Origin of the sequence: Chitinophaga eiseniae, assembly GCF_012641265.1 — a bacterium.
Lineage (GTDB): Bacteria > Bacteroidota > Bacteroidia > Chitinophagales > Chitinophagaceae > Chitinophaga > Chitinophaga eiseniae_A.
In genome coordinates, this window is sequence record NZ_JABAHZ010000001.1 from 609,227 (window position 1) to 634,809 (window position 25,583).

The following is a 25,583-nucleotide window of genomic DNA, read 5'->3' on the forward strand; positions in this document are numbered from 1 at the left end:
CGTGAAACAAATAATAGTTTTTAAACAATTGTAATCCAACTATAAATACGCGACTTGAAAAAAAACCGCCGCCATTAACATTGCGTTAATAGTAACAGCTTATTTTGGTTATCATATTTCAACCTAATGTCTGCAGCGGTATTTTTTATCAAGTTGTATAATGTTAACTATCAGAAGGTCTATGACTTCTCCTATAAGCTCTGTGGCGACCCACACCGGGCGAAAGATATTACCCAGCAATGTTTTCTCCGCCTCTGGGAAAAAATAGATACCATTGATAGTAATCAGGAAGATATATTTCCCTTGTTATTTGTTATTGCCAAACGGGTAGTCATCGATGAGAGCCGAAGGGCGACCACCAGCGCCCAGGCATATAAGGATATACTGCATACCTCCACCGGCAGTGTCGACGAAACCGTTACCAATATCGATTACAAACAATTGAAACACCGGTTGAGTAATATCCTGCAACTGTTGCCCGACAAGCCCCGCACCGTATACGAATTCCGCGATTCGGGGTATTCACATAAAGAAATAGCCGCTATGCTCAACATCTCTGTAACAACAGTACGTACCCACCTTAAAACCGCCACTCATTTTATCCGCAAAAGAATTGGCAACACCACCGTGATATTGGTGGGTGCTTTGGTATTATGGTCTTGCCGCAAGGGAAATGATGGGCCATCTACTCCCACCGGTCCGGTTACCACAGCGGAAGTAAACCGCTGGATATTGGATAGCATGCAATGGTTCTACTACTGGAAAGATGGACTACCGGGCAGTCCCGATGGTTCCAGCGAAGCGCCTGCCTATTTTAACTCGTTAAAAAATGCGGCCGACCGTTTTTCTTTTTTATATGATCCTGCGGTTTGGAATACTTACCCCGCCAGTTTAAGAAGCGTTTATGGTATGGAAGTGACGGTGGTGAGCGATGATAAAGCGCCAGGTGGTGCGCTGGGAATTATACAGCTCGTACAACCCGGCTCGCCCGCTGCGTCCAAAGGACTCACGCGGGGCCAGTTATTTACCCGTATCAACGGCCAGACGCTCAGCGTAGGCAATGCTCCCACGCTGTTGTCGGCATTGGTCAAAGACCGCAAAGGCCAGCTCAGGATGGCCGACAAGGCTGCCGACGGGAAGGTAACAGAAACCACCGAACAACCTGTGACCGGAGGGGGCATCACAGAAGAACCAGCAGTGCAGCAGTCTCTTATCCTTACCCGTACGCCTCAACCCGTGGCTTATCTCTGCTTTAATTATTTCGACGACCTGCAATCAGCCGCGCTGCTCCAGGCATTCAATACCTATCATCAGCAAAGCATTCAGCACCTGGTGATCGACCTGCGCTATAGTCCCGGCGGAAGTGTGGCCATGGCGGCGGTACTGTGCGCCCTGGTGAGCAACAATATTAAATCCACGGATATCTTTGCCCAATATAACGGTAATAGCCGGCTGGGTAACCGTAGCATCACTTTTGAACGGGCGATGGCGTTACCGGAACAAGGCACTCCTGTGAGCTTTGAACAGGTAAAGGCGCTGCAGCTACCTTTAAATAAAGTATATATATTAACAGGGCCACATACCGCCTCTGCAGCAGAAATGGTGGTTAACAGTCTGAAACCCTATGTTACAGTGATCCAGGTAGGCGGCACCACCCTCGGCAAAGATGAAGGCATGATCACTATTACGGATACCCGTAACCCTAAACGAATTCCCTGGGTGCTCATGCCCATTACCTATAAACTGCTGAATGCTACCGGCGCTGGTGGCTACCACCAGGGCCTGGTGCCTGCTTACCCGGTAGATGAACTGGCCAGCCTGCCGCTGCAGCCACTCGGCAATACCAGCGATCCATTGCTGGCCAGGGCATTGCAGTTGATAGGCGCTCCTGGTGGCCGTATAGCCCCTGCCAGCGCAAATGCCCCCCGGCAGCACATTACGCCTGGGGCCATGGCCTACCCGGTAATGGTTACCCATCCCTGATTTCATCTCCAATGTTACCAAAATGTGAATTCACCTTTTTCTCCTCCTCATTTTTTTATCGCCATTCGTTCTGTTTGTATAATTCATTCAAATATTAAGAGGTGATCACACAACAACTATTAGAACGTTATTTTAAACAACAATGCACGGCCGAAGAACGCGTCCTGGTGGAGGCCTACCTGGATGCCGGTGATCATGCCCTTTTGGATGGATTTTTACAATCGACATGGAAGGATGCCATTGAAAATCCTTCTGCTACTATAACACCACCGCCTATTACGCTACCCCGCCAGGCTAAGATCCGCATACTACGGGCCAGCTGGGCCAGGTATGCAGCGGTATGTACGGGTTTACTTGTTTTGTCAACAGCCATCTTTTACGCCCTGACTGCCGGTAAAAAGAAAGCGGCAGTCAGCCAGGTAGCCCGGCAGGAGTGGAAGGAACTGGACAACCGCGGCAGCGCGATCCGCTCGGTAATAATGGGCGATGGCACCAAAATATGGCTCAACAAAAATGCGGTGCTCCGTTATCCGGATAATTATAATGAAGCTGCCAGGGAAGTGGAACTGTTGGGAGAAGCGTACTTCGAAGTGGCGCCCGATAAAAGCAAACCATTTCGCGTACACACGGCCGGCATTACCACTACGGCACTCGGAACCGCGTTTAATATCAGCGCCTTTACCATACGGGATACCGCTATCCGCGTAAGTCTGCTGGAAGGCAAGGTGGCTGTTACCACCGCCGGCGCCGGCGACCGTATACTCACACCCGGTATGAAAGTGGATTTTGAAGATAACCAGCTGATGGAACCTATGCAGGATAGCCTGGTAAAACAATCTACCGGATGGATAAAAGATAAGATCTATTTTAATAATACTACCCTGAAAGAAGTATGCCGCCGGTTATCGTACCAGTATAACCAGCAATTGACAGCAACGGAAACGGCAGGCCAGCAGCGTATTTCAGGTACATTCAATACATCAGACGATTTCAAAACCATTGTAGCAGCCATCACCTTTGTACATCAGCTACAGGTGACCTATACACCATCGGGGTGTAAGATCAGCAAAGAGTAAATTTTTGATACAACAAGTAATGTACTACAGCATAGCAATATGCTGAGCAGCTATACTATTGCCCATACGGATCATTTTTAAAAACAAATAAAAGCTATACTATCAATGAGGTCATTTGTACGAAGTATCGTTTTGATCATGTGTCTTGTTTCTTTCCTACCTTTAACAACGCTGTATGCCCAGCACCAGGAAGGCTTACAGCAGTTGGTGAAATTACCGGTTGGCAAACAGCCGGTAGCCGCTATACTAACCTCGCTGCAACAACAGCAGGGAAATTACAGGTACCTGTACGACCCTGCACAAATAGCTTCCCTGCGCCTGAATATTCCTAAAAGCCCGATGCCTTTATCTGCGCTCTTACAGCTGGTAGATGAACAATTGCCACTGGAGGTGGAACTGAAAGAAAATATCATTGCTATCCGTAGTAAAAGCAATAAAAACGAAGGCGCCGGAAAATCCGCCATGGGTAGTCTACAGGGCCGGATCTTTAATGACCAGAATGAGTCGGTACCAGGCGTTACCATCTCTGTTAATAAAGGCACTAAAGTAACTACCTCCCGGGTTGATGGCACTTATACTATTCCCTTACCCGAAGGCATATACGAAGTACAATTCAGCCACCTGGCATTTACCAATACCCGTGTGGCTAACATCGCGGTGAAAGCTGGCCAGGCAACCATAAAAGACGTGATGCTGGCAGCCACTGCTTCCAACCTGAAAGGCGTAACGGTCAATGCTACCGCTAAAAGAGAATCCATTGCTTCATTGTATAACCGACAGAAAAATGCCGCCGCTTTAACCGATGGTATCAGCGCGGAACAAATAGCCCGTACTCCAGATAAGAATGTGGGAGAAGTATTAAAACGCGTAAGCGGCGTAGCGACGGTAGATAATAAATATGTGGTGGTACGCGGTATGAGCGAAAGATACAACGGCGCCATGCTCAATGGTCAGCTGATGCCCAGCACAGAATTGAACCGGAAGAATTTCAGTTTCGATATCATCCCCTCTAATATCATCGATAATATCACGGTATATAAAACCATTACGCCGGATATGAGCGCTGAGTTTGGCGGAGGGCTGGTGAACGTGGAAACGAAAGCCATTCCTACACAGAATTTCTTTACTGTCAGCGTGGGAGGAAGCATAAACGACAATACCACCGGCAAACAATTTCTCAGCCTGAAGCTGGACAAAGAATACCTGGGACGCCCGTCGGAGCACCGGGAACTTTTCGGAAAGCTTAGCTGGCCCAATCTTTCTTCTATCCGGGCGGAAACCGCTGGCCTTACCCCTCAGCCGGGAACCGGTAACTATGAATATCCCCTGAAGAAAGGACAGGTGATGAATAACAACTGGGGACTCTATAATATGAAAGCTCATCCCTCACAAAATTACCAGCTGGCATGGGGGCATGTTAATAACCTTAGTAATAGCCGTCAGCTGGGACTGCTGGCTGCGGTGAGCTATCGCAATACGCTGCAAACCCAACGCGTAGAATCACAACGGGATGGTTTTAGCTACGAACCTAGCAAAATCAATGGCGATGATTCTATCATCTTCCGGGGAAACCAATATGGCTTCACCACCAATATGGGATTCCTGGCAGGCGTGGGGTATACCACTAACAAGCATAAGATCAGTCTTCAATCGTTATACGTTAATACACTGGATCAGCAGTTGATCCTTGGGAAGGGATTAAGTGATATGGGAGGTGGTATCATCGGACAGAAAGTAGGGTATTACGATAACGTGCAATGGACCCGCTTGTGGCAAACCCAGTTGAAAGGGGAACACAGTATTGGTGGAAAAGGCATTAAGATACAATGGCTTGGCACGTACGTTCAACTAGACCGGCAACGTCCCGACAATCACCACATGAATGCGGCGGCGCCGGATGATAGCATCACTACTGATCCCTACCTGATGGTGGGACCGCCCGAGGCCAGGGGGATTGATGGGGCTATGCGCTGGTGGACACGAGCCTATGAGTCGGACTTTAACTGGGATGTAAATACGCAGATACCTTTCCGTTTTAATATAGGCAATACCGTATTAACCAACGCGTTTAAAGCAGGGTATGCAGGCTGGTATAAAGACCGTTCTTTTTACGTAGCACGTGCTTCTACAGCAGGTCCGGTTTCAAAAATACCGCTGCCGGTGCCTTCGTTCTTTGACCCCGCCAACTCTGATTACAAGTTTGCCTTTGATAATTTTGGAGATGACTTCCATCGCTTCGCTACGTTGCATGCTGTGTATGGTATGTTTGACCAGAAGCTAGCGGGTAAATTAAGATTGGTATGGGGCCTGAGAGCAGAGTATTATAACCTGAATAAGGTAAATGAAGTGCTGGAAAAAGTGATTGGTAGTATTGGCAATGCCAATAAGTATGACTTGAGCTCCCTGTATAACCGGGAAAAGAACTGGAACCTGTTTCCCTCCGCCAGCCTGACTTACAGCCCTACTAATAAAATGAATGTTAGAGGTTCCTACGCCCAGAGTATTATCCGTCCTGATTTACGCGAACTGACCTTTTTCAAGGAATATGATTTTGAATTGGGAGATGAATACATGAGCAATGACCCGATCGTATCTACACGCATCAAACACTTGGACCTCCGCTACGAATATTATCCCGGACCAGGAGAGATCTTGTCTTTATCCCTTTTCTATAAAAAAATAGATAACCCCATGGAGATCTTTAAGGACTTCAACGGTGGCTTCTACACGCTGCGTAACAGTCATGTGGCGGAGAACCGGGGAATAGAGGTGGAAATACGCAAATCACTGGCTTTTACACGGGTGCCAGTCATCCGAAATCTTACTTTATACGCCAACGGCACCCGGTTGTTTGCCAGGGTAAAAAAGGCTTCCAGTATAACGTATAAGGAAGACCCTCCGGGCTCCAATAAAATGGTGCTGGTACAAAGCATAGGAGAGTGGGAAAACAGACCGCAGCAGGGCGCCAGCAACTGGATGGTCAATGCAGGAGCCTACTATGATATCAAGCCCGTATCTGTGAGCCTGATGTATAATTATGTGACTAACCGCCTGTTTGTACCGAGCCAGAACTTTTATATTTCACAGTATGAACGCCCCCTGGAGTCGCTGGACGGACAGGTCGCCATTCGCCTACTGAAAGATAAAATGATTTTTCGCGCCAACGTGAGCAACCTGTTAAACAGTTATTCACTGATCTATATTAACCACGGCGATGGAGAAGAAACATCCGGAGAGCAACGTACCGCGAAGCAATTAATGTATCAAAAGGATAAGGACTTTGTTCAGCATCGCCTCACGCCAGGCAGAACGTACAGTTTTACGCTGGGATACAGTTTTTAAGGAAACCCCGTCACAGCGTTAGTAAATGAATGTATTACCGGTATATACAGTTTTTAGTTTCCTATTTTCTAATTTTAAATCTTTGATTGATGACCAGGTTTAACCTCTACGCTGCAGCTGCAACTATCCTGGCTGCCAGTGTACTCACAGTTTCTTGTAAGAAAGACGCACATCAGCAAGCAGATCGCCCGGTAAGTGCTACCCAGATTGTACCACCTAATGGTGCTACCCTCAGCGGTGTACTGGGTACCGGCAAAGCGGTACGTGATACCATTCACCTCACAGGCGGTACTTACCTGTTGAGTGGCCTGGTATACGTAGACACCCTGGATGTAATCCAGATCGATGCCGGTTCTACTATCAAAGGAATCCCAGGCGCTGCCGGCGTTCCAGGTGGTGGTCTGGTAATTACCCGTGGTGCTAAAATTGAAGCCAACGGTACTTCCAGCGCTCCCGTTGTTTTCACTACCAACAGCGCCAGCCCTGCATCCGGCCAAACTTCCGGTATCATCATTCTGGGCCGTGCTACCACCAACCTGGGTGATACTGCCCGTATCGAAGGTATTGGCGGTGTACCTCCATTGATTCCTTACTATGGCGGTTCTGTTGACACCGACAACTCCGGTATCCTGAAATACGTACGTATTGAGTATGCTGGTTTTGAATTGTCACCCGACAATGAAATCAACGGTTTAACCCTCGGCGGTGTTGGTAGTGGTACTACTATCGACTACGTAGAAGTGTACAAAGCTGCTGATGATGGTATCGAATTCTTTGGCGGTACTGTAAATGCTACACACGTGGTAGTAGTAAACCCGCTGGATGATGGTCTGGATTTCGACAATGGCTTCCGTGGCCGTATTCAGTACGCGTTAGTAGTAGAAGATACTACCCGTGCTGATAAGAGCGGTTCTAACGGTATCGAGTCCGACAACAACGCTACTGGTAACCCTCGTTCCCCGGTAACCAAACCATTGATTGCTAACCTCACTATCATTGGTCAGCCTAACCAGGCGCTGGCTACTAAAACCAACTTTGCCCCTTCTGGTACCGGCAAATATGGTGTAGCTGCACAATGGAGAAGAAGCAGCCAGTTTGAAGTGTACAACTCAGTATTCCTGGGCTTCAACAACGGTATCTTCCTGGATAACACTGTTCCTACCGGTGGTACTGCAGCAGATCAGACTACTCAGGAAAAGTACAGAGATGGTGTATCTAAGATTAAAAATAACCTGGTACACGCATTCAATGTGCCTTTCCACAGCAATCCTGCTTATCCTTACAGCGCTACCAAGCCTTATGCTGACCCGGCTGATAACAACACCGGCTATGCTAATGCAACAGATGCTAACCTGGCTATCAGATTGAAAGATCCGTTCAACAGGGTTCCTGTTGACTTCTATCTGCCAAGAACAGGCGCTCCTGCGGTAGCTTCTCCTGCGCTGACAGGTGGTTTAACTACCGGCTTACCTGCTGGTTTAGTAGGTACTACCTACAGAGGTGCATTCGATGGTGTAGCTGCCAACAACTGGGCTACCGGATGGACTAAATTCAATTACTAATCAGTTTTTATGGCGTGACTGGTCCCCTCCGGGGGATCGGTCACTTTTTAATCAATGTATTATCAAATGAGGTATTCTATTGTAAGATTCTTATGTTGCCTGTTGGCAGGAATAGGATTGTTTTCCTGTAAAAAAGGCACACTGCTGGAAGGAGAGAAGTTCATGGAATTGTCAGTTCCCTTTGTACTAACCACCACGGATACACTGGATGTATTTGTGGATGGACGCCTGGAAAGGACCGCTGAAAATATTAAAGGCCACAGCGTTAGCGTGTTGTTAAAACAGAAAAGTCAATTACAGCTCAGCATACGGAAAAAAGGCAGCGCCACGGTATTGAAAGATACTACCGTGAATGTCACCACCAACAGTCTGTCATTGTCCTATGCCTACGATCCTGCATTAGGATTTAACCAGTTTGTGAAAGGCAGCGATTTTGAACATCCTTCTACCGACAGCATTGCATTTATTCTTATTAATAAGTTTACCAATTTCGGTTCCGGAAAAATCAATGTAACGATCTTCCGCAACAACAGTAAAGACTATACGGCAAATCCCGCAGATTCCGTTACTATCCTTAAAAATATACCATTAGGAGGCATGTCTGAGAAAGTAGTACTGCCCGTAAAATCAGCCGATGGCACCAGGAACCTCTACGTCATTGTTATTCGTGACGCCGCAAACGGTGTAGACCCCAATGCAGAATATACCCGTGATTTTGGTGCCCCCGAAAATTCTGCCTATAACTTTATTAATGATGATAGCAACGCCCAGGCGGCGGCCGGTCTCATCAACGGCATTTCCATTTTCCCTCTTTCATACGATACCGGCAGTAAGGTGTACTATATGACGGATACACAGATAGCGTTCCAGTTATAAAATTAAGATGCCCCCGCCAGAAGCGGGGGCATTATTTTACAGAAAATGATTTATAATTCCTGTTCCAGTGCCTTGGGTAACTTATACCCGTCGCTATAGGGTATAATATATCTCCGCGGCGCCACACCGCAGGAAGAAGCGGTTTCTACGATCAGATCATATCCCGGGCGACCGTTTTTCTCAAAGCGGAATTTGTTGTCGTAACACCGGCGGCTATCACTACCGTTATCATATTCATAAGAAGTAACCAGGTGCGTAAGCGGCGACAACTGATCGCGCTGTAATCCAACAACATCTACCCAGGATACATTTTCTCCCATGTGGGTAAGTCCGCCTTCCAGTACAATACCGAGTTGTTCATCGCCGGTACGCAATAGTTTGAGGAAGCGGCCGGAATAGCCGTACATGCCACCGCCACCGGCATTCAGGAGAAAGGTTTGCAGCCGCCATTTATCAGCGTTTTTGCTAAACAGCAGGATGTCGCACCAACCAGTGGCGGCGCCGTATTGGGGTCCCTGGTTAGTAAATACTGCCAGCGCATATAGTTTTTTATCTGTTTTAAAGAAGCGCAGGGTATCCAGGGATCTGACGATGCTGTCGTGATCGCCTACATCGGCCAACAAGGATACCGTATCATACACCGCCTTGGACAGGTGCATCACCTGGTCTGCGTTGAAGTCCGGCACGGGTGCCACCTGCAGGCTCCAGTTGTCGCTGGCCCGGCTGCTGCTGATCAACCGTATCCCTGCTATTTTCCAGCCATTATCGCCACGTTGCAATTGGTATTCCTGCTCAAAGATGCCGTTGCCGTTTACCGGGTCGTCGACCGCCACGGTTGCTGTGATGTTGATAGTACGCTCAGCTCCGGGAATAGACTGGTAAAGCGGCTTTAGCAGCCTTGCTGCGGTGATGCCACCATACATTTTTACACTGGAAAACTGTGCCGCAGTGCCCCAGCGCTTACCGGTACAGTATTGCCAGGCATGCGTATATTGGCGCTGGTTCAGTGCAGCGGTAAAGGAGTCTACTACTTCCGCTGCCAGCAACAGGTTTGGAAGGGCCGGCATGTCGGGGGCAGTTGTGGCAAGCCCGGTTTGCCCGTTGCCTTCTGGGTAGTACTGGTAGGAGCGACGTGCCACATAATCCATTTGTCCATTCATTAACCGGGTTTGTTTAATCCAGTTCCCCTTGGCATCGTACTCATATTGGTAGGTATTAATATATACTTTCCCGTTACCGCTATAGGTGGTAGCTGATATATCTCCTTGTTTATTCAACTCCATGGTGGTCATGAAATTGTTGGCCGGCGTATTTTTATAGCTGGTCTTAAACCGCAACAGTTGCGCCTTTTCCTCAAACTCGCGGCTCCATTCCATATCTTGGTTGGTGCTGGTCGTATGTGATCCGGTTAACTTCCCCGCTTTATTGTAAGTATACGTAGTGGTAGTTTCCGGCTGATCCCGTTGCGTAGTAATACTTTTGTTTACCAGGCGACGCTTGTCGTAGAAAAGCTGCACGGACTGCTGAAGGGTATACCTGTCGCCCTCCATGTAGCCATAGGTATCTATCTGGCGGATGCTGTTGTCGTCGTTGTACAGGTATATTTTCCTCCCGGGTCCATCACTGCTGTCTATCCGGTTACCGGTGTAATAATATACTGTAGGGATACTTTTATCGGTGCTGGTATAGCTCATCAGCTTCGACGGCCAACCTGATAACGTAAACTCAAACGCTTGATAAGTTAAAGCATTGCTGGGCGTACCCTTCCCATCGTAATTGGTGATACATTGCAGGTACGATTTTACAGGTCCTCTCAGCAACCCCTTTTCCCTATTGGGCAATAGCAGGATGGAAATATCCTGTTTGGTAATGTTTTCATGTAATTCCTGTGCTAGAGCATTGGTGGCTAACAAACAAAGCGCTACCAGTAGTATCAACTTATTCATTCCGCTATCCGGGTTTTGGCAAAGGGCCAAATATAGGAATAAACACTTTTATTCTTTGTTTTAAAAAGCTATTTTGCCGGTCGAATAATTCTAACGTTATGATAAAGCATCGTTTTTCCCGGACGCTGGCCATGGCCTTGTTTGCCGGTTTTATCTCTTGTGCAGGAACAGTGAAAAAAGATACCCCGCCTAAATGGATCCCTCTTTTTAATGGAAAGGATATCAATGACTGGATAGTCAAAATTCATCACCATGAGGTGGGCGACAACTTCGGCAATACCTTCCGGGTAGAGGACAGCATTATTAAAGTGCGCTATGACCAGTATGGCGACTTTAATGACCAGTTTGGCCACTTGTATTATAAACAGCCTTTTTCGCATTATCACCTGAAGTTCGAGTACCGCTTTGTAGGGAAGTGGTGCCCTACCGCGCCGGAATATACGTTGCTCAACAGTGGCGTCATGTTTCATTCACAGGATCCGCGTACCATGCCTAAAGAGCAGGACTGGCCTATTTCTATAGAAATGCAGCTGCTGGCGGGCTTAGGGAATGGTCAGCGCCGGCCCACGGGCAACATGTGTTCCCCGGGTACCAACGTGGTATACAAAGGAAAGCTGGATGAAACGCATTGCATCGAATCGTCTTCCCATACTTATGAAGGAGAACAATGGGTACGCGGGGAGCTGATCGTATTGGGCGACTCCCTGATCACGCATATTATCAACGGCGATACAGTATTACAATATTCCAAGCCGCAGATTGGCGGGGGCGTAGTGCATGACTATAATCCGGCCATCAAGATCGATGGGAAGCTCTTGTCGGAAGGCTACATTGCCTTGCAGAGCGAAGGGCAACCAGTGGACTTCAGGCATATTGAGATCATGGATTTGACCCCGGCGCCTGCCAGGAAATAAATTGCACTTCACTGTTTCTCGCCAGGACGCAAAGTAATAAAGGAGTGGAGATTGAAGCGAATTTTAAACCCGCTTTGCGGGCTTGAAATTCGCTCTTTTCATCTTAAATTCTTTCCTGCTTTGCAGCTTGGCGGGAAAAATATCCTTTCCGGTTCCTGCCGGTAAAATAAGAACGTTCATCGCCAATACACGACCGCTGATCGCCTTTTCCTTGCAAAAAATAATTTTTAGTGGTAGTATAGGGGTTTTTTTCCCGGCACTCGTCTAAATTTGCAAGGGAAACCTGTAATGGGAGAAATCCCCCGGAAATGTATTACCTATGACAGAATCAACTTTGAGTTCGGCTATTGTTTATTTGTTCGGAACTATTATTATTTTAAGCCTCCTGGAATCTTATTTCAGCTACAAACACGATAAGAAATACTATGATTCCAAAGACACCCTGACCACCATTTACCTGATGAGCGTTAACTTCCTCGTAAACGTGGTTATGAAATCCGGTACTTACCTTTTACTGGATTTCTGTTATCGGCGCTACCGCTTTTTTATCATTCCCAATGTGTTCCTTTACTGGACGGTACTGATCCTGCTACAGGATTTCCTGTACTGGCTGCTGCACGCCACCGGGCACTATATCAGGCTGTTTTGGGCCGTGCATGTTACCCATCATTCGTCCGAACAGTTTAACCTTACCACCGGGTTCCGTTCCAGTGTATTTGAACCCATGTACCGGTTATTCTTCTTCGTGCCATTGAGCCTGCTGGGCTTTAGCGCCCTGGATATCCTGTTTGCCTACTACATTACACAGATCTACGGCAACCTGGTCCATACCCAGGCTATCGGGAAACTGCACCCGGTAATTGAGTATATATTTGTGACGCCCTCTCATCACCGCGTACATCATGCCAGCAATTACCGGTACCTGGACAAAAACATGGGCATGCTCCTGATCCTCTGGGACCGTCTGTTTGGCACCTTCCAGGAAGAACTGCCGGAAGATAAGGTGAAGTACGGACTGGTAAAAGAATTGGAAAACCGTGGCCCCGTGAACATCATTTTTCATGAATTTATTGCCCTGTGGCAGGACATGAAAAAAGCCGATTCACCGGCAGATAAACTGAAATACCTGTTTTATGCGCCGGGATGGAGCCATGATGGACAGTCGCAAACCAGTAAAGACCTGCAGCGGCAGTTGGCGGAAGAAGAGGGGAGTGCAGTGGTGTAGCGGTATCCCAGGCTATTTTTATTACCTGCTCCTATACCTGTCAATTAATATGAAACTAATCAATAGACCCTTTTTCCCGGATGAAATCCGCCTGTTGAATAAGCTGAAACTGAAATACAGCCAGAAGGCCGTATCACGTCTGAAGGTATATGACCTCCTGTTGATTTTTATCACAGGTATTGCCTTTGCGGATATGGCCACCATGATCAAATCCGGAATGGGCGTGGCGGTATTTGGTACGCTGGCAGGACTTTGTTTTTTTGTTGTCTTATTTGCCCCTTTTGAGAGATACCAGAACAACAGGCGCATAAAGCGTAAATGGTCGGCCGCCAACTCGCTGCTGATGCAGAACGGGCTTACCGTCACCCGGGTAAATGCCCTGCAGATAGCACTGGCAGCGGAGTATGAAGATGAAGGCGATTTATACCTGGTAGCCTATAAACAAGATGCCGTCCTTTATTTATGGGACAACAATTACCAGTTAAGCAAACGACTGCCCTGCCTGAATTTTGATATCTACCCGGAAGAATTTACCCGGCTTACCGGCCACCAGGTATACACCCTCAGCGAACAGATTATGCCGCTCTCAATTGCCGCAGCACATAAATGGAAGTACCTGAAAAAATATGGAAGCCCCCGGCAGCTCAGCACGGAGGAGATCACTATGGAAGACCTGATCGCCAGGTTTTAGTTGGTATAACCGTATCCCTTACACGTAGAGGCAGGATGGGACAGGATGCCCGCATCAGATTTTACCTGTAATATTGGATAACCGCTGCTCCCTGAACAATGAAAATTTGCAGCATTCCTTGTTAGCCTGGTCTTATCTGTTTAGCAAGACAATGCTCAAGTAGTGACATACCGCAACGGCAAACAAATGGGCCGCGTACTATCTATTAATATAAAAGAGCTGCATTGACAACTATGAAAAGGGTTTTATTCCTGGGCTGGCTATTGTTACTATGGGCTGCCCCCACGCTGGCTAACGGGGGAAGCTCCCTGTTACCCGCTCATCTTCGTTGTGAATACCTGGTAAATCCCAGCGGCATAGATGAACCGCATCCACGACTGGGCTGGACATTTGAAGCCACCGATCCCAGGGCCTTCGGGCAACGGCAAACCGCCTATCGCATCCTGGTGGCAGCCACGCCGGAAGAATTAAACGACAACAAAGGTTCATGGTGGTCGTCCGGATGGATCAATTCCAGCGACATGCAGCAGATTGAATACAAAGGCAAACCCTTGCAGTCGGATCGGTTGTATTATTGGAAAGTAAGTGTAAAGGACGAACAGGGGCGTATCTCGCCCTGGAGTGAAACGGCACAGTGGACTACCGGGTTATTTCAGCCCGGCGAATGGCAAGCTTCCTGGATAGGCACCGCAGAAGTATTTGATCCGCGTCAACGCGATTGTAATATCAACGACCCCTGGCTTAGAAAAACAATTGACTTAACGGAGGTGCCACGCAAAGCCAACATGTTTGTGGCTTCAGTAGGATATCACGAATTGTATGTCAACGGGAAAAAAATCGGTGATGGCGTGATGGCCCCGGCGGTAAGTAATCACACTAAAAGAGCCCGCTATATAGCCTACGATATTGCAAAGGAACTAAAGCCCGGAAAGAATGTAATTGCTCTTTGGCTGGGCACTTCCTGGTCTATATTCGGGCCATACATTACACCGGGTAAGCCCAATACACCTATTGTAATTGCGCAGGCAGCACTTTATAACGGGAACGCCACTACGCCTTTCATGCTCATTAAAACAGATGCTTCCTGGCGCACACATCCCAGCCCCAACAGGCTGTTGGGCACCTGGGACTTCCATAAAATGGGCGGAGAGATCTGGGATGCACGCAAAGAGATGAACGACTGGAATACAGCCGGATGCGATGAAAGCAACTGGCAATCAGTGGTGGTGTATCATCCACGCCTGTTGCTGTCGGCCCAGATGGTGGAACCTAACCTGGTAATGAATGAAATAAACCCCGTATCTGTCACAACAGCGCCCGATGGCAGCTATGTAGCAGACATGGGCGTCAACTTTGCCGGATGGACAGCCATTCAGGTGCATGGTCATCCCGGCGATACTATCCGGTTCCTGTTTTCAGAAAGAGCGCAGGTACCTATGACTTTCGCGCTGCACAGTGCAGTGGTGATCGGTAATGATGGTACCGCCACTTTTCACAATCGCTTTAATTACAGCTCCGGGCGCTGGATCACCATCCAGGGATTAAAATACACGCCTGCACTTACCGATATCCATGGGTGGCTGGTACGAACAGGATATACTGCTGCCAGCACTTTTACCTGCTCCGACTCCCTCCAAAACTGGATTTACGACCGGGTACGATGGACTTACGAAAACCTGTCGCTCGGGGGGTATATTGTAGATTGCCCGCAACGGGAGCGACTGGGCTACGGCGGTGATGCACACGCCACCTGTGAAACGGGGATGTATAATTATCACCTCGGCGCCTTTTATACCAAGTGGATGGAAGACTGGCGCGATGTACAGGGATCGGAAGCCGTTGTAGGCAACATGTACGATACAGCCTGGGCACACAAGGGACTGATGAGCGGCCGTCACCTGCATAAAGGCATACAACCTCATTCCGCACCTACGTATATGGGTGGGGGTGGTCCGCCCTGGGGCGGCATCTGCGTATCCCTGCCCTGGTTCATTTACCAGCAGGAAGGTGACCGGCGGGTACTGGAAAGAAATTTTGAGATGATAAAAAATTGGCTGGCTTTCCTGGATACCCAAACCAAAGATCATCTCTTACAGCGATTTGGCGGCAACTGGGATTTCCTGGGAGACTGGCTCTGGCCAGGCGCTACCGCTGAAGGGATGAATAACGATAAACCACAAACGCTTTGCCTGAACAATTGTTACCGCGTATTTAACCTGCGCACCGCCGTTAAAATAGCGAAAGTGCTGGGCAAAACTAAAGAAGCGGCTGAATGGCTGCAACAGGCGGAGCTGTCCAGTCGCGCTATCAACGCCCGGTTTTATAACGCCGCAGACCATAGCTATTCCGATAGCTCCATGGCCAACATGGCCGCCGCCCTGCTGGCTGAAGTCCCCGCGCCTGATCAGCGTGCCGCAGTGATGAAACGGCTGGAAAATGAAATCCTGGTAGCACGCAGAGGACATATCAATGTGGGGATTACAGGTGGCGCCATGTTGTTCCGGTTGCTCCGCGATGAAAGCCGCGATGACCTCCTGTATAGCATGACCTCCCAAACTTCGTACCCTGGTTGGGGTTATATGAAGGCCAACGATGCCACCACTATCTGGGAAATGTGGGAGAAAGATTTACCGGGACATTCTCTTTTGCATAGTTCCTTTCTTTACCCGGGCGCCTGGTATATCAACGGTGTCTCTGGTATACGGCGCGATCCCGCTTCTACGAAAGGATTTCAGCATTTTATTATACGGCTGCCATCTTTCAATAGTCCTCAAGTGACCTGGGCTAATACCAGTTTCGGATCTTCTGCAGGAATCATAAAAACGGCCTGGAAAAAAGAAAACGGCCAGTTAACGTTACAACTGTCGGTGCCACCTAACTGCTCGGCCACACTGGAATTAACGGAACAGGAAGCTGCCGGCCTCAATGCTGGCCAGGCGCCACTTAAAAAGCAGCGCAGGCAAAATGGAGAGGTAGCATATGAATTGCCAGCCGGTAATTATGTTTTTAGCACCACAATGTAAAAAACATGCGCTCCTTTTTATGCACTATGTACTTTCTTTGGATGTGTACCTGGTAGCTTCACCGCCTTCACAATCCAAGGCAGGGAAATACCTTGTACGATCAGGGTAAACAGCACTACGACCACGGAAATAAATAAGATAGCATTTCTTTCCGGGAATGATTTATTATCTCCCAATGTCATCGGTAGCCCGATGGCGATGGCCAGGGAAACAATGCCCCGCATGCCCGACCAGCCGATAATCAGGCTGTTCTTAAAATCCAGTAATGCATTTTCTGTGATCCTGCCCTTACCTTTCTTAAAGGCCTGTTCCAGGTTGAGTTGCTGTGTGAAGATACGGGCCATGCGTAGCACCAGCGCTACCAGGGTAATGATAATACCATAGCCGATGTAGGGAAATATCATATCGGCAGGGATGTCTTTAATGATATAAGGAAACTGTAATCCTATCAATATAAAAATGAGCCCGTTGAGCAGGAAAATAATAATGTCCCAGATAGCCCTTGACTGTTGCTTTAACTTTTCAGGGAAGGCCCGGTTGCTGATCCTGGCGGTCATGAGGCCCAGCACTACTACGGCAATCACGCCCGACACATGGAGCTCTTCCGCCAGCAGGTAGGTAACAAAGGGCATCAGGAGCATAAAACTGATGGTTACCAGGTCGTTTTTATGTACCACTTTCAGGATGATATGCAATAGCTTACCGATGGCAAGTCCCACCAATACGCCGCCCGCCATCAACACAATAAATTCCAGCGATGCTTTCCAGAACACGAAGGCCGTACCCATGGCTGCCGCAATGGCAAAACGGTAGGTCACCAGGGCAGAGGCGTCGTTGATCAGGCTTTCACCTTCAAGAATGGTAATGGTTTTATGGGAAAGGCCTAGTCCTTTGGTGATGCTCATAGCAGCTACGGCATCGGTAGCAGAGAGGATAGCACCTAACACAAAGGCCAGGGGCCAGGTCATTCCGGGAATCAGGTAATGCGCCACCACCGCGATAGCTGCTGCCGTTAAAAAAACAAGCCCGATGGCGAGGGTACCAATCGTATTAAAATTGGTTTTGAATTCCTGTGGCGAAATATTAAAGGCGGCATCGTACAGCAAGGGTGGCAGAAAGATAAGGAACACCACATCAGGGTTCAACGAAATATTGGGCAACGCCGGTATAAAGCCAATGCCAATACCAGCACTGATGAGCAATACCGGGTAAGGCAACTTAATCTTATCTGCCATCGCCGATAAGATGATCATAATAGCCAATATAAAGATAACAATGCTGTAGAGTTCCATGATATGATTTACTGCAAAGATATAAGGTAGGTTTTTTTAGATAGATATTTGTGGGGTGGGAATTTATATTTATCATTGTAAAGAAAAGAATTGTTTGTTGACAAACCCTCTTCTATTACCTGGTATTCTGTTGATATAATAATATAACGTATGAAAAAAGTATCCCTGATCTTTATGGATCAGCCTATGATGTATCTGGCTGTAATGGCCTGTTTGTTAATGGCGCAGGTAAGCTTTGCGCAAGACTCCATTAAACGTTACAATGCACAATTCACCAAGTTGGCGATGGATAGTAGTATCCCCGTGCTGGATATAGGCCGGAGCGGAGATCCCGGCAACCAGAACGTCCCATTGTGGGCGCCTACCGGCGGTGCTTATAATATCGATTTTCACGGATGGAGAGATGTGACGCCTGGCCTCATCGGCGCACGGATCCGGGCGGAAAGAATAAATATTTACCAGGCAAATGCCGCACTGGTACAGGGAATGGATCTGACTTTTCATACCACTGGTTCTGTAGCCGGGCCACTGGAAAGGATGCGGATCACTTCCGGTGGTCATGTCAGCGTAGGCGTCCAAAAACCGGCTGCCAGGTTCCATGTAGCGGCGCCCTATGGCATTGTGTTAGCGAAATATACCCAGGTAGATAATACCGGGGGAGATGGAGAAATGGTGATATACAATGCTGCGGGGGCCGACACCGACTATATTCCCACCCTGCGTGGCCGTGCCTGGTCCCGTGGCCGTGGCTACGGATTATATATGCTGGGCGAATCAGAAGATATTGTACCACTGGTCGATCAGCCCAATATAGGTGCGGTAACGATAACCGGCTTATCCAAAAATGCGCAACAGCGGAAACTCCTGAATAATAACGTATTCACCGTCAACAATAACACCGACAACCTTTTTGTAATAAAAGCCAATGGTAATATAGGCATAGGCGCACCCGATACCAAAGGTTATAAGCTGGCGGTAAATGGTGCAGGTGTGTTTACCAGGGTAGTGGTGAAGGCATATACTAACTGGCCCGACTATGTTTTTGCTACTGATTATTCATTGCCGTCTATAGCGGCCCTGGAGCAATATGTGGCTACTCACCAGCATCTCCCGGAAATTCCTTCTGCAAAAGAGGTAGTGGAAAATGGACAGGACTTAGGTGAAATGAACCGGCTATTACTGAAAAAGGTAGAAGAACTTACCTTGTATATCATCCAGTTGAATAAAAGAGTAGATGAGCAACAAGCACAGATTAAATTACTGCAAAAATAATTTTTAAGGCTGCCATCGTGAAACGAATCCTGATATGGGGACTCCTGCTTTTCTCCACCCCGGCATTGGCCCAACAAAAAGAATATCCTTCCTTCACCCGGTTCATTGACAGCGTTTTTCGCGCTGTCAATGTAAAAGTAGTTGATATTAATATCAATAAGGGAAAGGGTAAACGCGATACCTTGTTTGCCGCAGGCGGATACTGGGCTAGAAGAAGCCTGGGAGTGGTGAAATATTATACCTGGATAGACAAACGTTTACCGAAGTATGTCGACTATCCGGATTTTTTGGGTATATACAACAAACGATTTGAAGATACGATCAGGGGATACTACCACTATAGGTACACTCCCCACGGAGAAATACGTTACGGCGGGACGGGCTTTATCGCGATGGAGGCGGAGCCGACCATCAATTGTAATGGAAGCAGTTGTACGTATTACCGGTACCCGGTAATTGCCATCACCAACCAGGACACGGTATTACAGGTGTTTGAACATAATTTCAGTATTACCGGGCTCCATTATGCCGATATCAACCATGATGGACATCTCGATTTTATAGACATCCATTGTGGGCTCTCTGACGATGATATTAACAAGGTGATCGCTAAAGATAATGGTGTAAAAAGGGAACTGCTGGAAAGCTCCAATGAAATCGTCTACAAGATAACATTATACACTTTCCGGAAGCACAAATGGGAACAGTTGAAAGATCGAAATGGTAATATTTATTGTGTGATCATAGCATTGGCAGAGCCTTTACAGGCAGACGGCCCTTTTAAGATATTGTTGGCCAACTGGCCGGGCTAGAAAGGTCCGGAAAGGCAGACCTTCCTGGCCTCAGGAAGCTTTAGGTAATTGTTGTTCCCGCCATTTGATGAACATCATATGGTAGGCGAACTCCCAATACAGGTGGTCATCCAGCATTTCCAGTAGTTTCATTTTACGCTTAATAGCGTCCTGGCTGTTACGGATCATCAATTCGTACTGGGCGAGTTGCTCAATCAGGGACGTTTCCATCATTTTAAGTAAAGATGGGAATGCTTCCATGTTGGTATTAAGGATCATCTTGCCTTTGGGTGTTAGTTTCAGTTCCTGGATACGCTCGTGTGTTAACGCTGGCATTTTGATACCCTGCAGGTTAAATATTTTGCTCTTATGCATTGGCTGAGTCGCTTAAACGGTTAATAATAGTAAACGGATACGGGTTATAAAGTACTATGCTAAACTTTTATTTTTAGTCAATTGCGCCAGGGTATAGGCTCCTATGGCCATTACCAGGTCCCGGACAGCTACGTCAAAGTAGTGCCCGGTGGTAATTAATTCCAGGGCAATACAAATCAGCCATATCATCACTAACCAGGCGCCAAAAAGAGGACGGAAGAATACCAGTAAACCGGCTACAATTTCAATAACACCTACTATTTTCATGAAAACCAGGGCATCAAATGGAAGCATACCTTTTACGGCAGGCGATAAGTAAGCAGACCAGTCAGTGAGGATATTGGTGAATTTATCCAACCCTGCAACAATGGGAACAATCCCATAAGTAGCCTGTAGCGTGCGCTGGAGTTGATTAACAGTTGCCATGACTTCGGTTTTTAGGTTCGCATTCTGGCCGGTTTAAGGCCGGCTCCTGTTAATTAGAGTGCAAATTGTTTCCAGGGTTACAAAAAAGAGGAAAAAAATTTTGTAACTTTTCTCAACTTTCATCATCCAATAAGATATAATGACCACAATCTCATTAACAGACAGGGAAATTGATAATGAAATAATCAATAAGATCCTGGCAGGAGAAAAAAAGCTATTTGAACAGCTGATGCGCCGGCATAATCCGAGCATGTTCCGGATAGGAATGACTATCCTCAACAACGATGCAGACGTAGAAGATGTCATGCAGACAGCTTATATCAATGCATATCAGCATCTTAGCTCTTTCCGGCAGGAGGCTGCCTTTGGCACCTGGCTGAAACGAATCATGATTAATGAATGTAATCAGCAATTGAAAAAAAGAAAACGTGGGGTCAGGGAAGATATATCTGTAATTGATGAACACCATTCGGCCGGTATGACCGAAACAAAAGAATCCCCGGTGGCGAAAGTAATTGATAAAGAACTAGGCGAGGCGCTGGAACATGCCCTGATGCAAGTACCCGAGAAATACAGGGTGGTATTTGTTATGAGGGAAATTGAACAGCTCAGTAACGCCGAAACCGCGCAAGTCCTGGAGATTTCGCCGGTAAATGTTAAGGTGAGACTACTAAGGGCAAAATTGATCCTGCGTGGTAAAATTTCTGAGTATTATAAAAATGACCTGGTATTCCCATTCCATTTGATCCGTTGCGACCGCATCGTGAACAAGGTAATGAACCACCTGGGCATTTAGGTCATATCCGCAAACGGATCAGGGCTCGCCATCAGGAATTTTCTATCAGGCTCACCTTGATCCGTTTGTACATACTTCTTTCATCCAGCGACTGCTCCAGCTCAGTCAGCACTTGCAACAGGTCGGCACTGGCAGCTGCCAGCCATTTCCTGTTTTCCTCCTTAATCACTTCCAGCAACGGCGCCATCTTTTTATGCATCTGTTTACCTGCCGGCGTTAGCGACACCAACCGTCTCCGGGCATCTTTGCGATCCGGCGCGGTTTTAATTAATCCATTTTCTGTCATCTGGTCTACAAACTGCACTACCGCCGGATGGCTGAGTTGCAGCATGGCAGCAATTTCTGTAATTCCCAGCTGCTTTTGACGGCTGAGCAACTCCAGTACCAGGTACCACCTGGCTTCGAAGTCGAGCGCCGACTCCTTATATATCTGGCTAACGTCTGCGGATAAACGTTCTCCCAACCGCTTTAAGCGGGTAGCCAGCGCCAGTTCCTCCAGTTCATTAACTAAATTCATGCGCTAAATGTATAAATTTTTATCCGGCCCTTCGCTTTTCTTCTTCCGCACCACCGGTTTTCCTGGCGTTATTATTTCCGCCGTTACCACCAAAACGATAATTGAACGTGAGGGTCATTACCCGTGTATCCCGCCGTTGACGAAAGCTTTCACCATAACCCGTCAGCCGTGTTACAGCGTTGGTTTGGTTGGTCAGGAAAATATCGCTGACATTTAATTTGACAGATGCCTTTCGGTTCCACAGCTGCCGCTGTGCGCCAATATTCATAAACCAATAGCCTTTCACATCCAGGAACCCGTAATAGGAGCGGCTGTTGTAACTACCCGTAATTTCCAGGCTGGTCAATGGGTTGATAGTCACGGTATTCACTGAATTAAGTTCTACCGCCACCCGGCTAACATCCAGGTGGGTATTCACCAGGTTGCCTTTATACCGGCCATAGAATACCAGTACCGTGTTGGTACTGCTAAGCCATTTGGCAATGTTGACGGGGAAACTAACACTCATATTGTAATAGTCATATACTGCCAGGTTACGGCCCGTTTGGATAACGGAACCAACTACCGTGTCGGGCGACAATACCTCAATGATATTGTCTTTCGTGCGACTGTAACCGATTTTGGCGGTATACTGTTGTTTGAAAGTATATGTTAGCTCTGTAGAAGTGGTGAGCTCTGGTAATAGGTAGGGATTACCGGCTTCGTACGTATATGGGTCCAGGAATATCTTAAAAGGATTCAGCTGGCGGTAGGAGGGGCGCTCAATGCGCCGGCTCACCGTGATGCCCAGGTCGTTGTCGGCATTAATGGCATAACCGAGATAACCACTGGGAAACAGTTGTGTATAATGGCGGGTAAAGGCCGTGCTGTCTGTTACCTGCAGGCCATCGGCATTGGTGTTTTCCACTCTTAGCCCCAGTTGCGTATCCCAGCGTTTCCATTTTTTGGCAACATTGATATAGGCGGCATTAATATTTTCCTTGTAGATAAACTGGTTACTCTTGCCTTTATCTAATACGTTACCACCATTACTCCTGTCGAAGAACCGGACGTCGTTGTCTGTTTTTACCCAGCTGCTTTTAACGCCGGCGTCCAGCCGGGCCCCCAGGGCTTTTAATGGCTGGGTATAATCTGCTTTCAGGGAGCGTATGCTCAGGTCGCCCTGCAGATCACCAAAAAGTTCGTAGGGATTTTTACTTTCAAGCTGGTGATTATCAAAAAAACGGGTGGTATAATACTGTGCCTGGCTGGCATTAAAGCGTGCATAGTCGAGGTCGGCGGTAAGTTGCCGGCCGCTGGTATCGAGGGTTTGTTTATAGTTGAAATTAATACTGCGATTATTACGGCGCGGTGTATTGGTACCGGTAGTAATAAAGGTGCCGGCGGGCTGTCCGGCTGCATCGAGCGATTGTGCGGGGCTGTTGGTAAAGATGCGCATGTTATTAAAAATACCATTGACCACAAACCCGGCCACGATGTTTTTGCTGATGTTATAGTCGGCTCCAATCCTGGCGTTGTGGCTGCCGGCGTTAAACCGGAACCGGTTGTCGTAGTTGGTGCCGCCGGTATACTGGTTGTCGGCGTTATAAAACTGGCGATAGATAGTTAACGCATTCAGTTCCTGCCGATAATTGTAGTTATAGGCGCCAAAAATATTCAGGCGATGATATTTACTATTGAAGGTGAGGGCAGGGTTCACCTTAGGATATTTTCCCTGTCCGTAGCTCAATGATATATTCCCATTGGTACCGGATTTATTGCCTTTCTTCAATCGGATATCAATAATACCAGCGTTGCCGGCTGCGTCATATTTTGAAGAGGGATTAGTAATCAGGTCAATGGTTTCGATTTGATTGGCCGACATGCTCCGTAACATCGTCGCCAGCTCTTGCCCTGACATGGGTACTTGTTTACCGTCTATCATCACCAGCACACCCTGGCGTCCACGCATGGCTATATTATCATTCTGATCGATGGTAATGCCCGGCGATTTTTCCAGGACTTCCAGTGCCGTACTGCCAGCCGCTGATATGGAGCTGGCTACATTGATAACCGTTTTATCATATTGCTGTTGTACAAACGGTTTGTTGGCTGTTACCGTTGCCTCTTTGAGTTGCTTGGATTGCAACTGCAGTGAAATAGCTGCCAGCCGGGTAATGCCTTCATGACGGAAGGTGGCCGATTCATACGGGATAAACAGCATGCTTTGTGTAGTCAGCTGGTAATTGCCATCGGGAATCTTATCAAACCGGAAGTTCCCGGTGCTGTCTGTGTATTCCATCTTCAGCAACTTTTTATCTGTGGCCTGGCGAAGTTGTACCAGTACATCTTTTACGGGTGCGTTATCTGTTGATAGAATGCGGCCATGAATGGCGGAAGTCGTAGATTTTGCCTGTGAGTAGCTTTTATTTATGTAAGTAGTTACTAAAATTAAAAGCACAAAGAAATAGGCGTGTGTCTTTTTCATTTTGGAGTCTTTATAATAGTAAAATTAGCCTGTTTGTGCCATGTGACATGAATTTGTACTGGTATTTACATGTACGGCAAATGTTATTACTTACGGAGTATTTTTTGTCAGAGGAATGGTAGGGGAGATAAGTGATTTCGTTGTTAACATTCGTTAAACACTTGATTGATGTAGTAAAGGTATTTTTGTATTGACAGATGATTTTTGAATAAAAGACTGTTATCTATGATTAAAATAAACTTTAAAAAGACGATTAAACCGGTTGATCTTTCCTCCGATTTGAGATACATGAAATTCTATTCCAGGTTAAGGAATAATGAAAATATCTTATTGAAAGTAAAAATTGAACCACTCAAAAATCCGTTGCTGCCAAATGTTTTTAATCTTGCTTTTGGCCCCCAGAGAGGAGATGAAAATGTTGATCATGATGTAAAATTGGACCATGCGGAGAGCGATAAGGTATTTTCAACAATCATGCTATTCGGATTATGGTTTTTAGAGAAGTATCCGTCAACAGCAATAGGTATTAATGGGGCTGATGATGCAAGAGCCTATCTCTATCACAGGATGTTTCTAACAAATAAACAATACCTTGAGGGATATTTTACGACATATGGTGTAGATTGGTTTGTACGGTTATTAAGACAAGGTGATTTTGAGCGTGATCAGCATGGGTTACCGTTTTTTAAGCCCAAGCCAGAATTTATTGATTGTCAAAGGCCCATAAGAGATTTGTATCAATATTATCTGTTTCGGTTGTCATAATCGATTATTCAAAAAAAACATAATTTTGTTCTATGGAAAAAGAAGTACGAGAAAAATTAGATGAAATGACCCGGATTGCAGAACAATCTGCTAAGAGTGGTAAGCAAGATCCTCCCAGTACCTATAGATACGGCGCTGAAGGCTTGATGCTGGGTATCAGAAACGAAGAAGAGGCGGCCGCTTTTATGGCTGAGCTGAACAGGTTAATAAAGAGTGAACGGCCTAAATAAGTCCCCCTGTTACT

At 47.1% G+C, this 25,583-nt stretch carries 20 protein-coding genes; 14 read left to right on the forward strand and 6 right to left on the reverse strand.

Annotation, left to right across the window (positions count from 1 at the left end):
• The first annotated feature begins 126 nt into the window (after nucleotides 1-126).
• The 5 genes from HGH91_RS02360 to HGH91_RS02380 all read left to right on the forward strand — a co-directional run bounded on the left by HGH91_RS02360 (nucleotide 127) and on the right by HGH91_RS02380 (nucleotide 8,839).
• Nucleotides 127-1,983 carry a sigma-70 family RNA polymerase sigma factor gene (locus HGH91_RS02360; RefSeq protein ID WP_168736847.1) on the forward strand — a complete coding sequence of 619 codons (1,857 nt, stop codon included), beginning with the start codon at nucleotides 127-129 and terminating at the stop codon, nucleotides 1,981-1,983.
• Between the two features lie 101 nt (nucleotides 1,984-2,084).
• The gene (locus HGH91_RS31170; protein WP_168736848.1) at nucleotides 2,085-3,059 is read left to right on the forward strand and encodes a FecR family protein; all 975 of its coding nucleotides are present in this window, start codon (nucleotides 2,085-2,087) and stop codon (nucleotides 3,057-3,059) included.
• A gap of 105 nt (nucleotides 3,060-3,164) precedes the next feature.
• Nucleotides 3,165-6,401, forward strand: a complete 3,237-nt coding sequence (locus HGH91_RS02370) for a TonB-dependent receptor (protein WP_168736849.1) — start codon at nucleotides 3,165-3,167, stop codon at nucleotides 6,399-6,401.
• An 89-nt stretch (nucleotides 6,402-6,490) separates the two neighbouring features.
• Nucleotides 6,491-7,963, forward strand: a complete 1,473-nt coding sequence (locus HGH91_RS02375; protein ID WP_168736850.1) for a hypothetical protein — start codon at nucleotides 6,491-6,493, stop codon at nucleotides 7,961-7,963.
• A gap of 66 nt (nucleotides 7,964-8,029) precedes the next feature.
• Nucleotides 8,030-8,839 carry a hypothetical protein gene (locus HGH91_RS02380; protein WP_168736851.1) on the forward strand — a complete coding sequence of 270 codons (810 nt, stop codon included), beginning with the start codon at nucleotides 8,030-8,032 and terminating at the stop codon, nucleotides 8,837-8,839.
• Nucleotides 8,840-8,889: 50 nt separating this feature from the next.
• On the opposite strand, the gene HGH91_RS02385 is transcribed toward HGH91_RS02380, so the two are convergent.
• Nucleotides 8,890-10,785 carry a hypothetical protein gene (locus tag HGH91_RS02385; protein WP_168736852.1) on the reverse strand — a complete coding sequence of 632 codons (1,896 nt, stop codon included), beginning with the start codon at nucleotides 10,783-10,785 and terminating at the stop codon, nucleotides 8,890-8,892.
• Between the two features lie 98 nt (nucleotides 10,786-10,883).
• Here HGH91_RS02385 and HGH91_RS02390 point away from each other — a divergent pair, with 98 nt between their 5' ends.
• From HGH91_RS02390 to HGH91_RS02405, 4 genes are all read left to right on the forward strand, one after another.
• A complete protein-coding gene (locus tag HGH91_RS02390) occupies nucleotides 10,884-11,699 on the forward strand; it encodes a DUF1080 domain-containing protein (protein ID WP_168736853.1) in 816 nt (271 codons plus the stop codon).
• Nucleotides 11,700-12,018: 319 nt separating this feature from the next.
• A complete protein-coding gene (locus HGH91_RS02395; RefSeq protein WP_168736854.1) occupies nucleotides 12,019-12,924 on the forward strand; it encodes a sterol desaturase family protein in 906 nt (301 codons plus the stop codon).
• A 49-nt stretch (nucleotides 12,925-12,973) separates the two neighbouring features.
• Nucleotides 12,974-13,615 (forward strand): hypothetical protein, encoded by a 642-nt coding sequence (locus HGH91_RS02400; protein WP_168736855.1) that lies wholly within the window; start codon nucleotides 12,974-12,976, stop codon nucleotides 13,613-13,615.
• 233 nt (nucleotides 13,616-13,848) lie between these two features.
• Nucleotides 13,849-16,638, forward strand: a complete 2,790-nt coding sequence (locus HGH91_RS02405) for a family 78 glycoside hydrolase catalytic domain (protein WP_168736856.1) — start codon at nucleotides 13,849-13,851, stop codon at nucleotides 16,636-16,638.
• A 17-nt stretch (nucleotides 16,639-16,655) separates the two neighbouring features.
• Here the strand turns inward: HGH91_RS02405 and HGH91_RS02410 are convergent, their stop codons facing one another.
• Complete coding sequence (locus tag HGH91_RS02410; protein ID WP_168736857.1) at nucleotides 16,656-17,930, reverse strand: Na+/H+ antiporter; 1,275 nt, start codon at nucleotides 17,928-17,930, stop codon at nucleotides 16,656-16,658.
• Between the two features lie 150 nt (nucleotides 17,931-18,080).
• Between HGH91_RS02410 and HGH91_RS02415 the strand changes: the two genes are divergently transcribed.
• Nucleotides 18,081-19,202 carry a hypothetical protein gene (locus HGH91_RS02415; RefSeq protein ID WP_168736858.1) on the forward strand — a complete coding sequence of 374 codons (1,122 nt, stop codon included), beginning with the start codon at nucleotides 18,081-18,083 and terminating at the stop codon, nucleotides 19,200-19,202.
• A gap of 17 nt (nucleotides 19,203-19,219) precedes the next feature.
• Nucleotides 19,220-20,014 carry a hypothetical protein gene (locus tag HGH91_RS02420; RefSeq protein WP_168736859.1) on the forward strand — a complete coding sequence of 265 codons (795 nt, stop codon included), beginning with the start codon at nucleotides 19,220-19,222 and terminating at the stop codon, nucleotides 20,012-20,014.
• A gap of 30 nt (nucleotides 20,015-20,044) precedes the next feature.
• Here HGH91_RS02420 and HGH91_RS02425 read toward each other — a convergent pair whose 3' ends face one another.
• Together HGH91_RS02425 and HGH91_RS02430 are read right to left on the reverse strand one after the other, a co-directional pair.
• Entirely contained in the window at nucleotides 20,045-20,368 is a 324-nt protein-coding gene (locus tag HGH91_RS02425) for a hypothetical protein (RefSeq protein WP_168736860.1), read from the reverse strand.
• 54 nt (nucleotides 20,369-20,422) lie between these two features.
• Nucleotides 20,423-20,794, reverse strand: a complete 372-nt coding sequence (locus HGH91_RS02430; RefSeq protein WP_168736861.1) for a hypothetical protein — start codon at nucleotides 20,792-20,794, stop codon at nucleotides 20,423-20,425.
• A 139-nt stretch (nucleotides 20,795-20,933) separates the two neighbouring features.
• Between HGH91_RS02430 and HGH91_RS02435 the strand changes: the two genes are divergently transcribed.
• Entirely contained in the window at nucleotides 20,934-21,590 is a 657-nt protein-coding gene (locus tag HGH91_RS02435) for an RNA polymerase sigma factor (RefSeq protein ID WP_168736862.1), read from the forward strand.
• Between the two features lie 31 nt (nucleotides 21,591-21,621).
• Here HGH91_RS02435 and HGH91_RS02440 read toward each other — a convergent pair whose 3' ends face one another.
• Both HGH91_RS02440 and HGH91_RS02445 read right to left on the reverse strand, forming a co-directional pair.
• Complete coding sequence (locus HGH91_RS02440) at nucleotides 21,622-22,107, reverse strand: MarR family winged helix-turn-helix transcriptional regulator (protein ID WP_168736863.1); 486 nt, start codon at nucleotides 22,105-22,107, stop codon at nucleotides 21,622-21,624.
• 19 nt (nucleotides 22,108-22,126) lie between these two features.
• Nucleotides 22,127-24,574 (reverse strand): outer membrane beta-barrel protein, encoded by a 2,448-nt coding sequence (locus tag HGH91_RS02445; protein WP_168736864.1) that lies wholly within the window; start codon nucleotides 24,572-24,574, stop codon nucleotides 22,127-22,129.
• 225 nt (nucleotides 24,575-24,799) lie between these two features.
• On the opposite strand from HGH91_RS02445, the gene HGH91_RS02450 reads away from it, so the two are divergent.
• Both HGH91_RS02450 and HGH91_RS02455 read left to right on the forward strand, forming a co-directional pair.
• Entirely contained in the window at nucleotides 24,800-25,339 is a 540-nt protein-coding gene (locus HGH91_RS02450; RefSeq protein WP_168736865.1) for a DUF6934 family protein, read from the forward strand.
• Nucleotides 25,340-25,371: 32 nt separating this feature from the next.
• Entirely contained in the window at nucleotides 25,372-25,569 is a 198-nt protein-coding gene (locus HGH91_RS02455) for a hypothetical protein (RefSeq protein WP_168736866.1), read from the forward strand.
• Nucleotides 25,570-25,583: the final 14 nt, after the last annotated feature.

Bases quoted from the DNA above. Each gene is read 5' to 3' on its own strand.
- HGH91_RS02385 (WP_168736852.1), bottom strand. From the start codon at position 10,785: ATGAATAAGTTGATACTACTGGTAGCGCTTTGTTTGTTAGCCACCAAT.
- HGH91_RS02450 (WP_168736865.1), top strand. From the start codon at position 24,800: ATGATTAAAATAAACTTTAAAAAGACGATTAAACCGGTTGATCTTTCC.
- HGH91_RS02380 (WP_168736851.1), top strand. From the start codon at position 8,030: ATGAGGTATTCTATTGTAAGATTCTTATGTTGCCTGTTGGCAGGAATA.
- HGH91_RS02375 (WP_168736850.1), top strand. From the start codon at position 6,491: ATGACCAGGTTTAACCTCTACGCTGCAGCTGCAACTATCCTGGCTGCC.
- HGH91_RS02440 (WP_168736863.1), bottom strand. From the start codon at position 22,107: ATGAATTTAGTTAATGAACTGGAGGAACTGGCGCTGGCTACCCGCTTA.
- HGH91_RS02445 (WP_168736864.1), bottom strand. From the start codon at position 24,574: ATGAAAAAGACACACGCCTATTTCTTTGTGCTTTTAATTTTAGTAACT.
- HGH91_RS02410 (WP_168736857.1), bottom strand. From the start codon at position 17,930: ATGGAACTCTACAGCATTGTTATCTTTATATTGGCTATTATGATCATC.
- HGH91_RS02455 (WP_168736866.1), top strand. From the start codon at position 25,372: ATGGAAAAAGAAGTACGAGAAAAATTAGATGAAATGACCCGGATTGCA.
- HGH91_RS02360 (WP_168736847.1), top strand. From the start codon at position 127: ATGTCTGCAGCGGTATTTTTTATCAAGTTGTATAATGTTAACTATCAG.
- HGH91_RS02400 (WP_168736855.1), top strand. From the start codon at position 12,974: ATGAAACTAATCAATAGACCCTTTTTCCCGGATGAAATCCGCCTGTTG.
- HGH91_RS02370 (WP_168736849.1), top strand. From the start codon at position 3,165: ATGAGGTCATTTGTACGAAGTATCGTTTTGATCATGTGTCTTGTTTCT.
- HGH91_RS02415 (WP_168736858.1), top strand. From the start codon at position 18,081: ATGAAAAAAGTATCCCTGATCTTTATGGATCAGCCTATGATGTATCTG.
- HGH91_RS02435 (WP_168736862.1), top strand. From the start codon at position 20,934: ATGACCACAATCTCATTAACAGACAGGGAAATTGATAATGAAATAATC.
- HGH91_RS02430 (WP_168736861.1), bottom strand. From the start codon at position 20,794: ATGGCAACTGTTAATCAACTCCAGCGCACGCTACAGGCTACTTATGGG.
- HGH91_RS02425 (WP_168736860.1), bottom strand. From the start codon at position 20,368: ATGCATAAGAGCAAAATATTTAACCTGCAGGGTATCAAAATGCCAGCG.
- HGH91_RS02405 (WP_168736856.1), top strand. From the start codon at position 13,849: ATGAAAAGGGTTTTATTCCTGGGCTGGCTATTGTTACTATGGGCTGCC.
- HGH91_RS02390 (WP_168736853.1), top strand. From the start codon at position 10,884: ATGATAAAGCATCGTTTTTCCCGGACGCTGGCCATGGCCTTGTTTGCC.
- HGH91_RS02395 (WP_168736854.1), top strand. From the start codon at position 12,019: ATGACAGAATCAACTTTGAGTTCGGCTATTGTTTATTTGTTCGGAACT.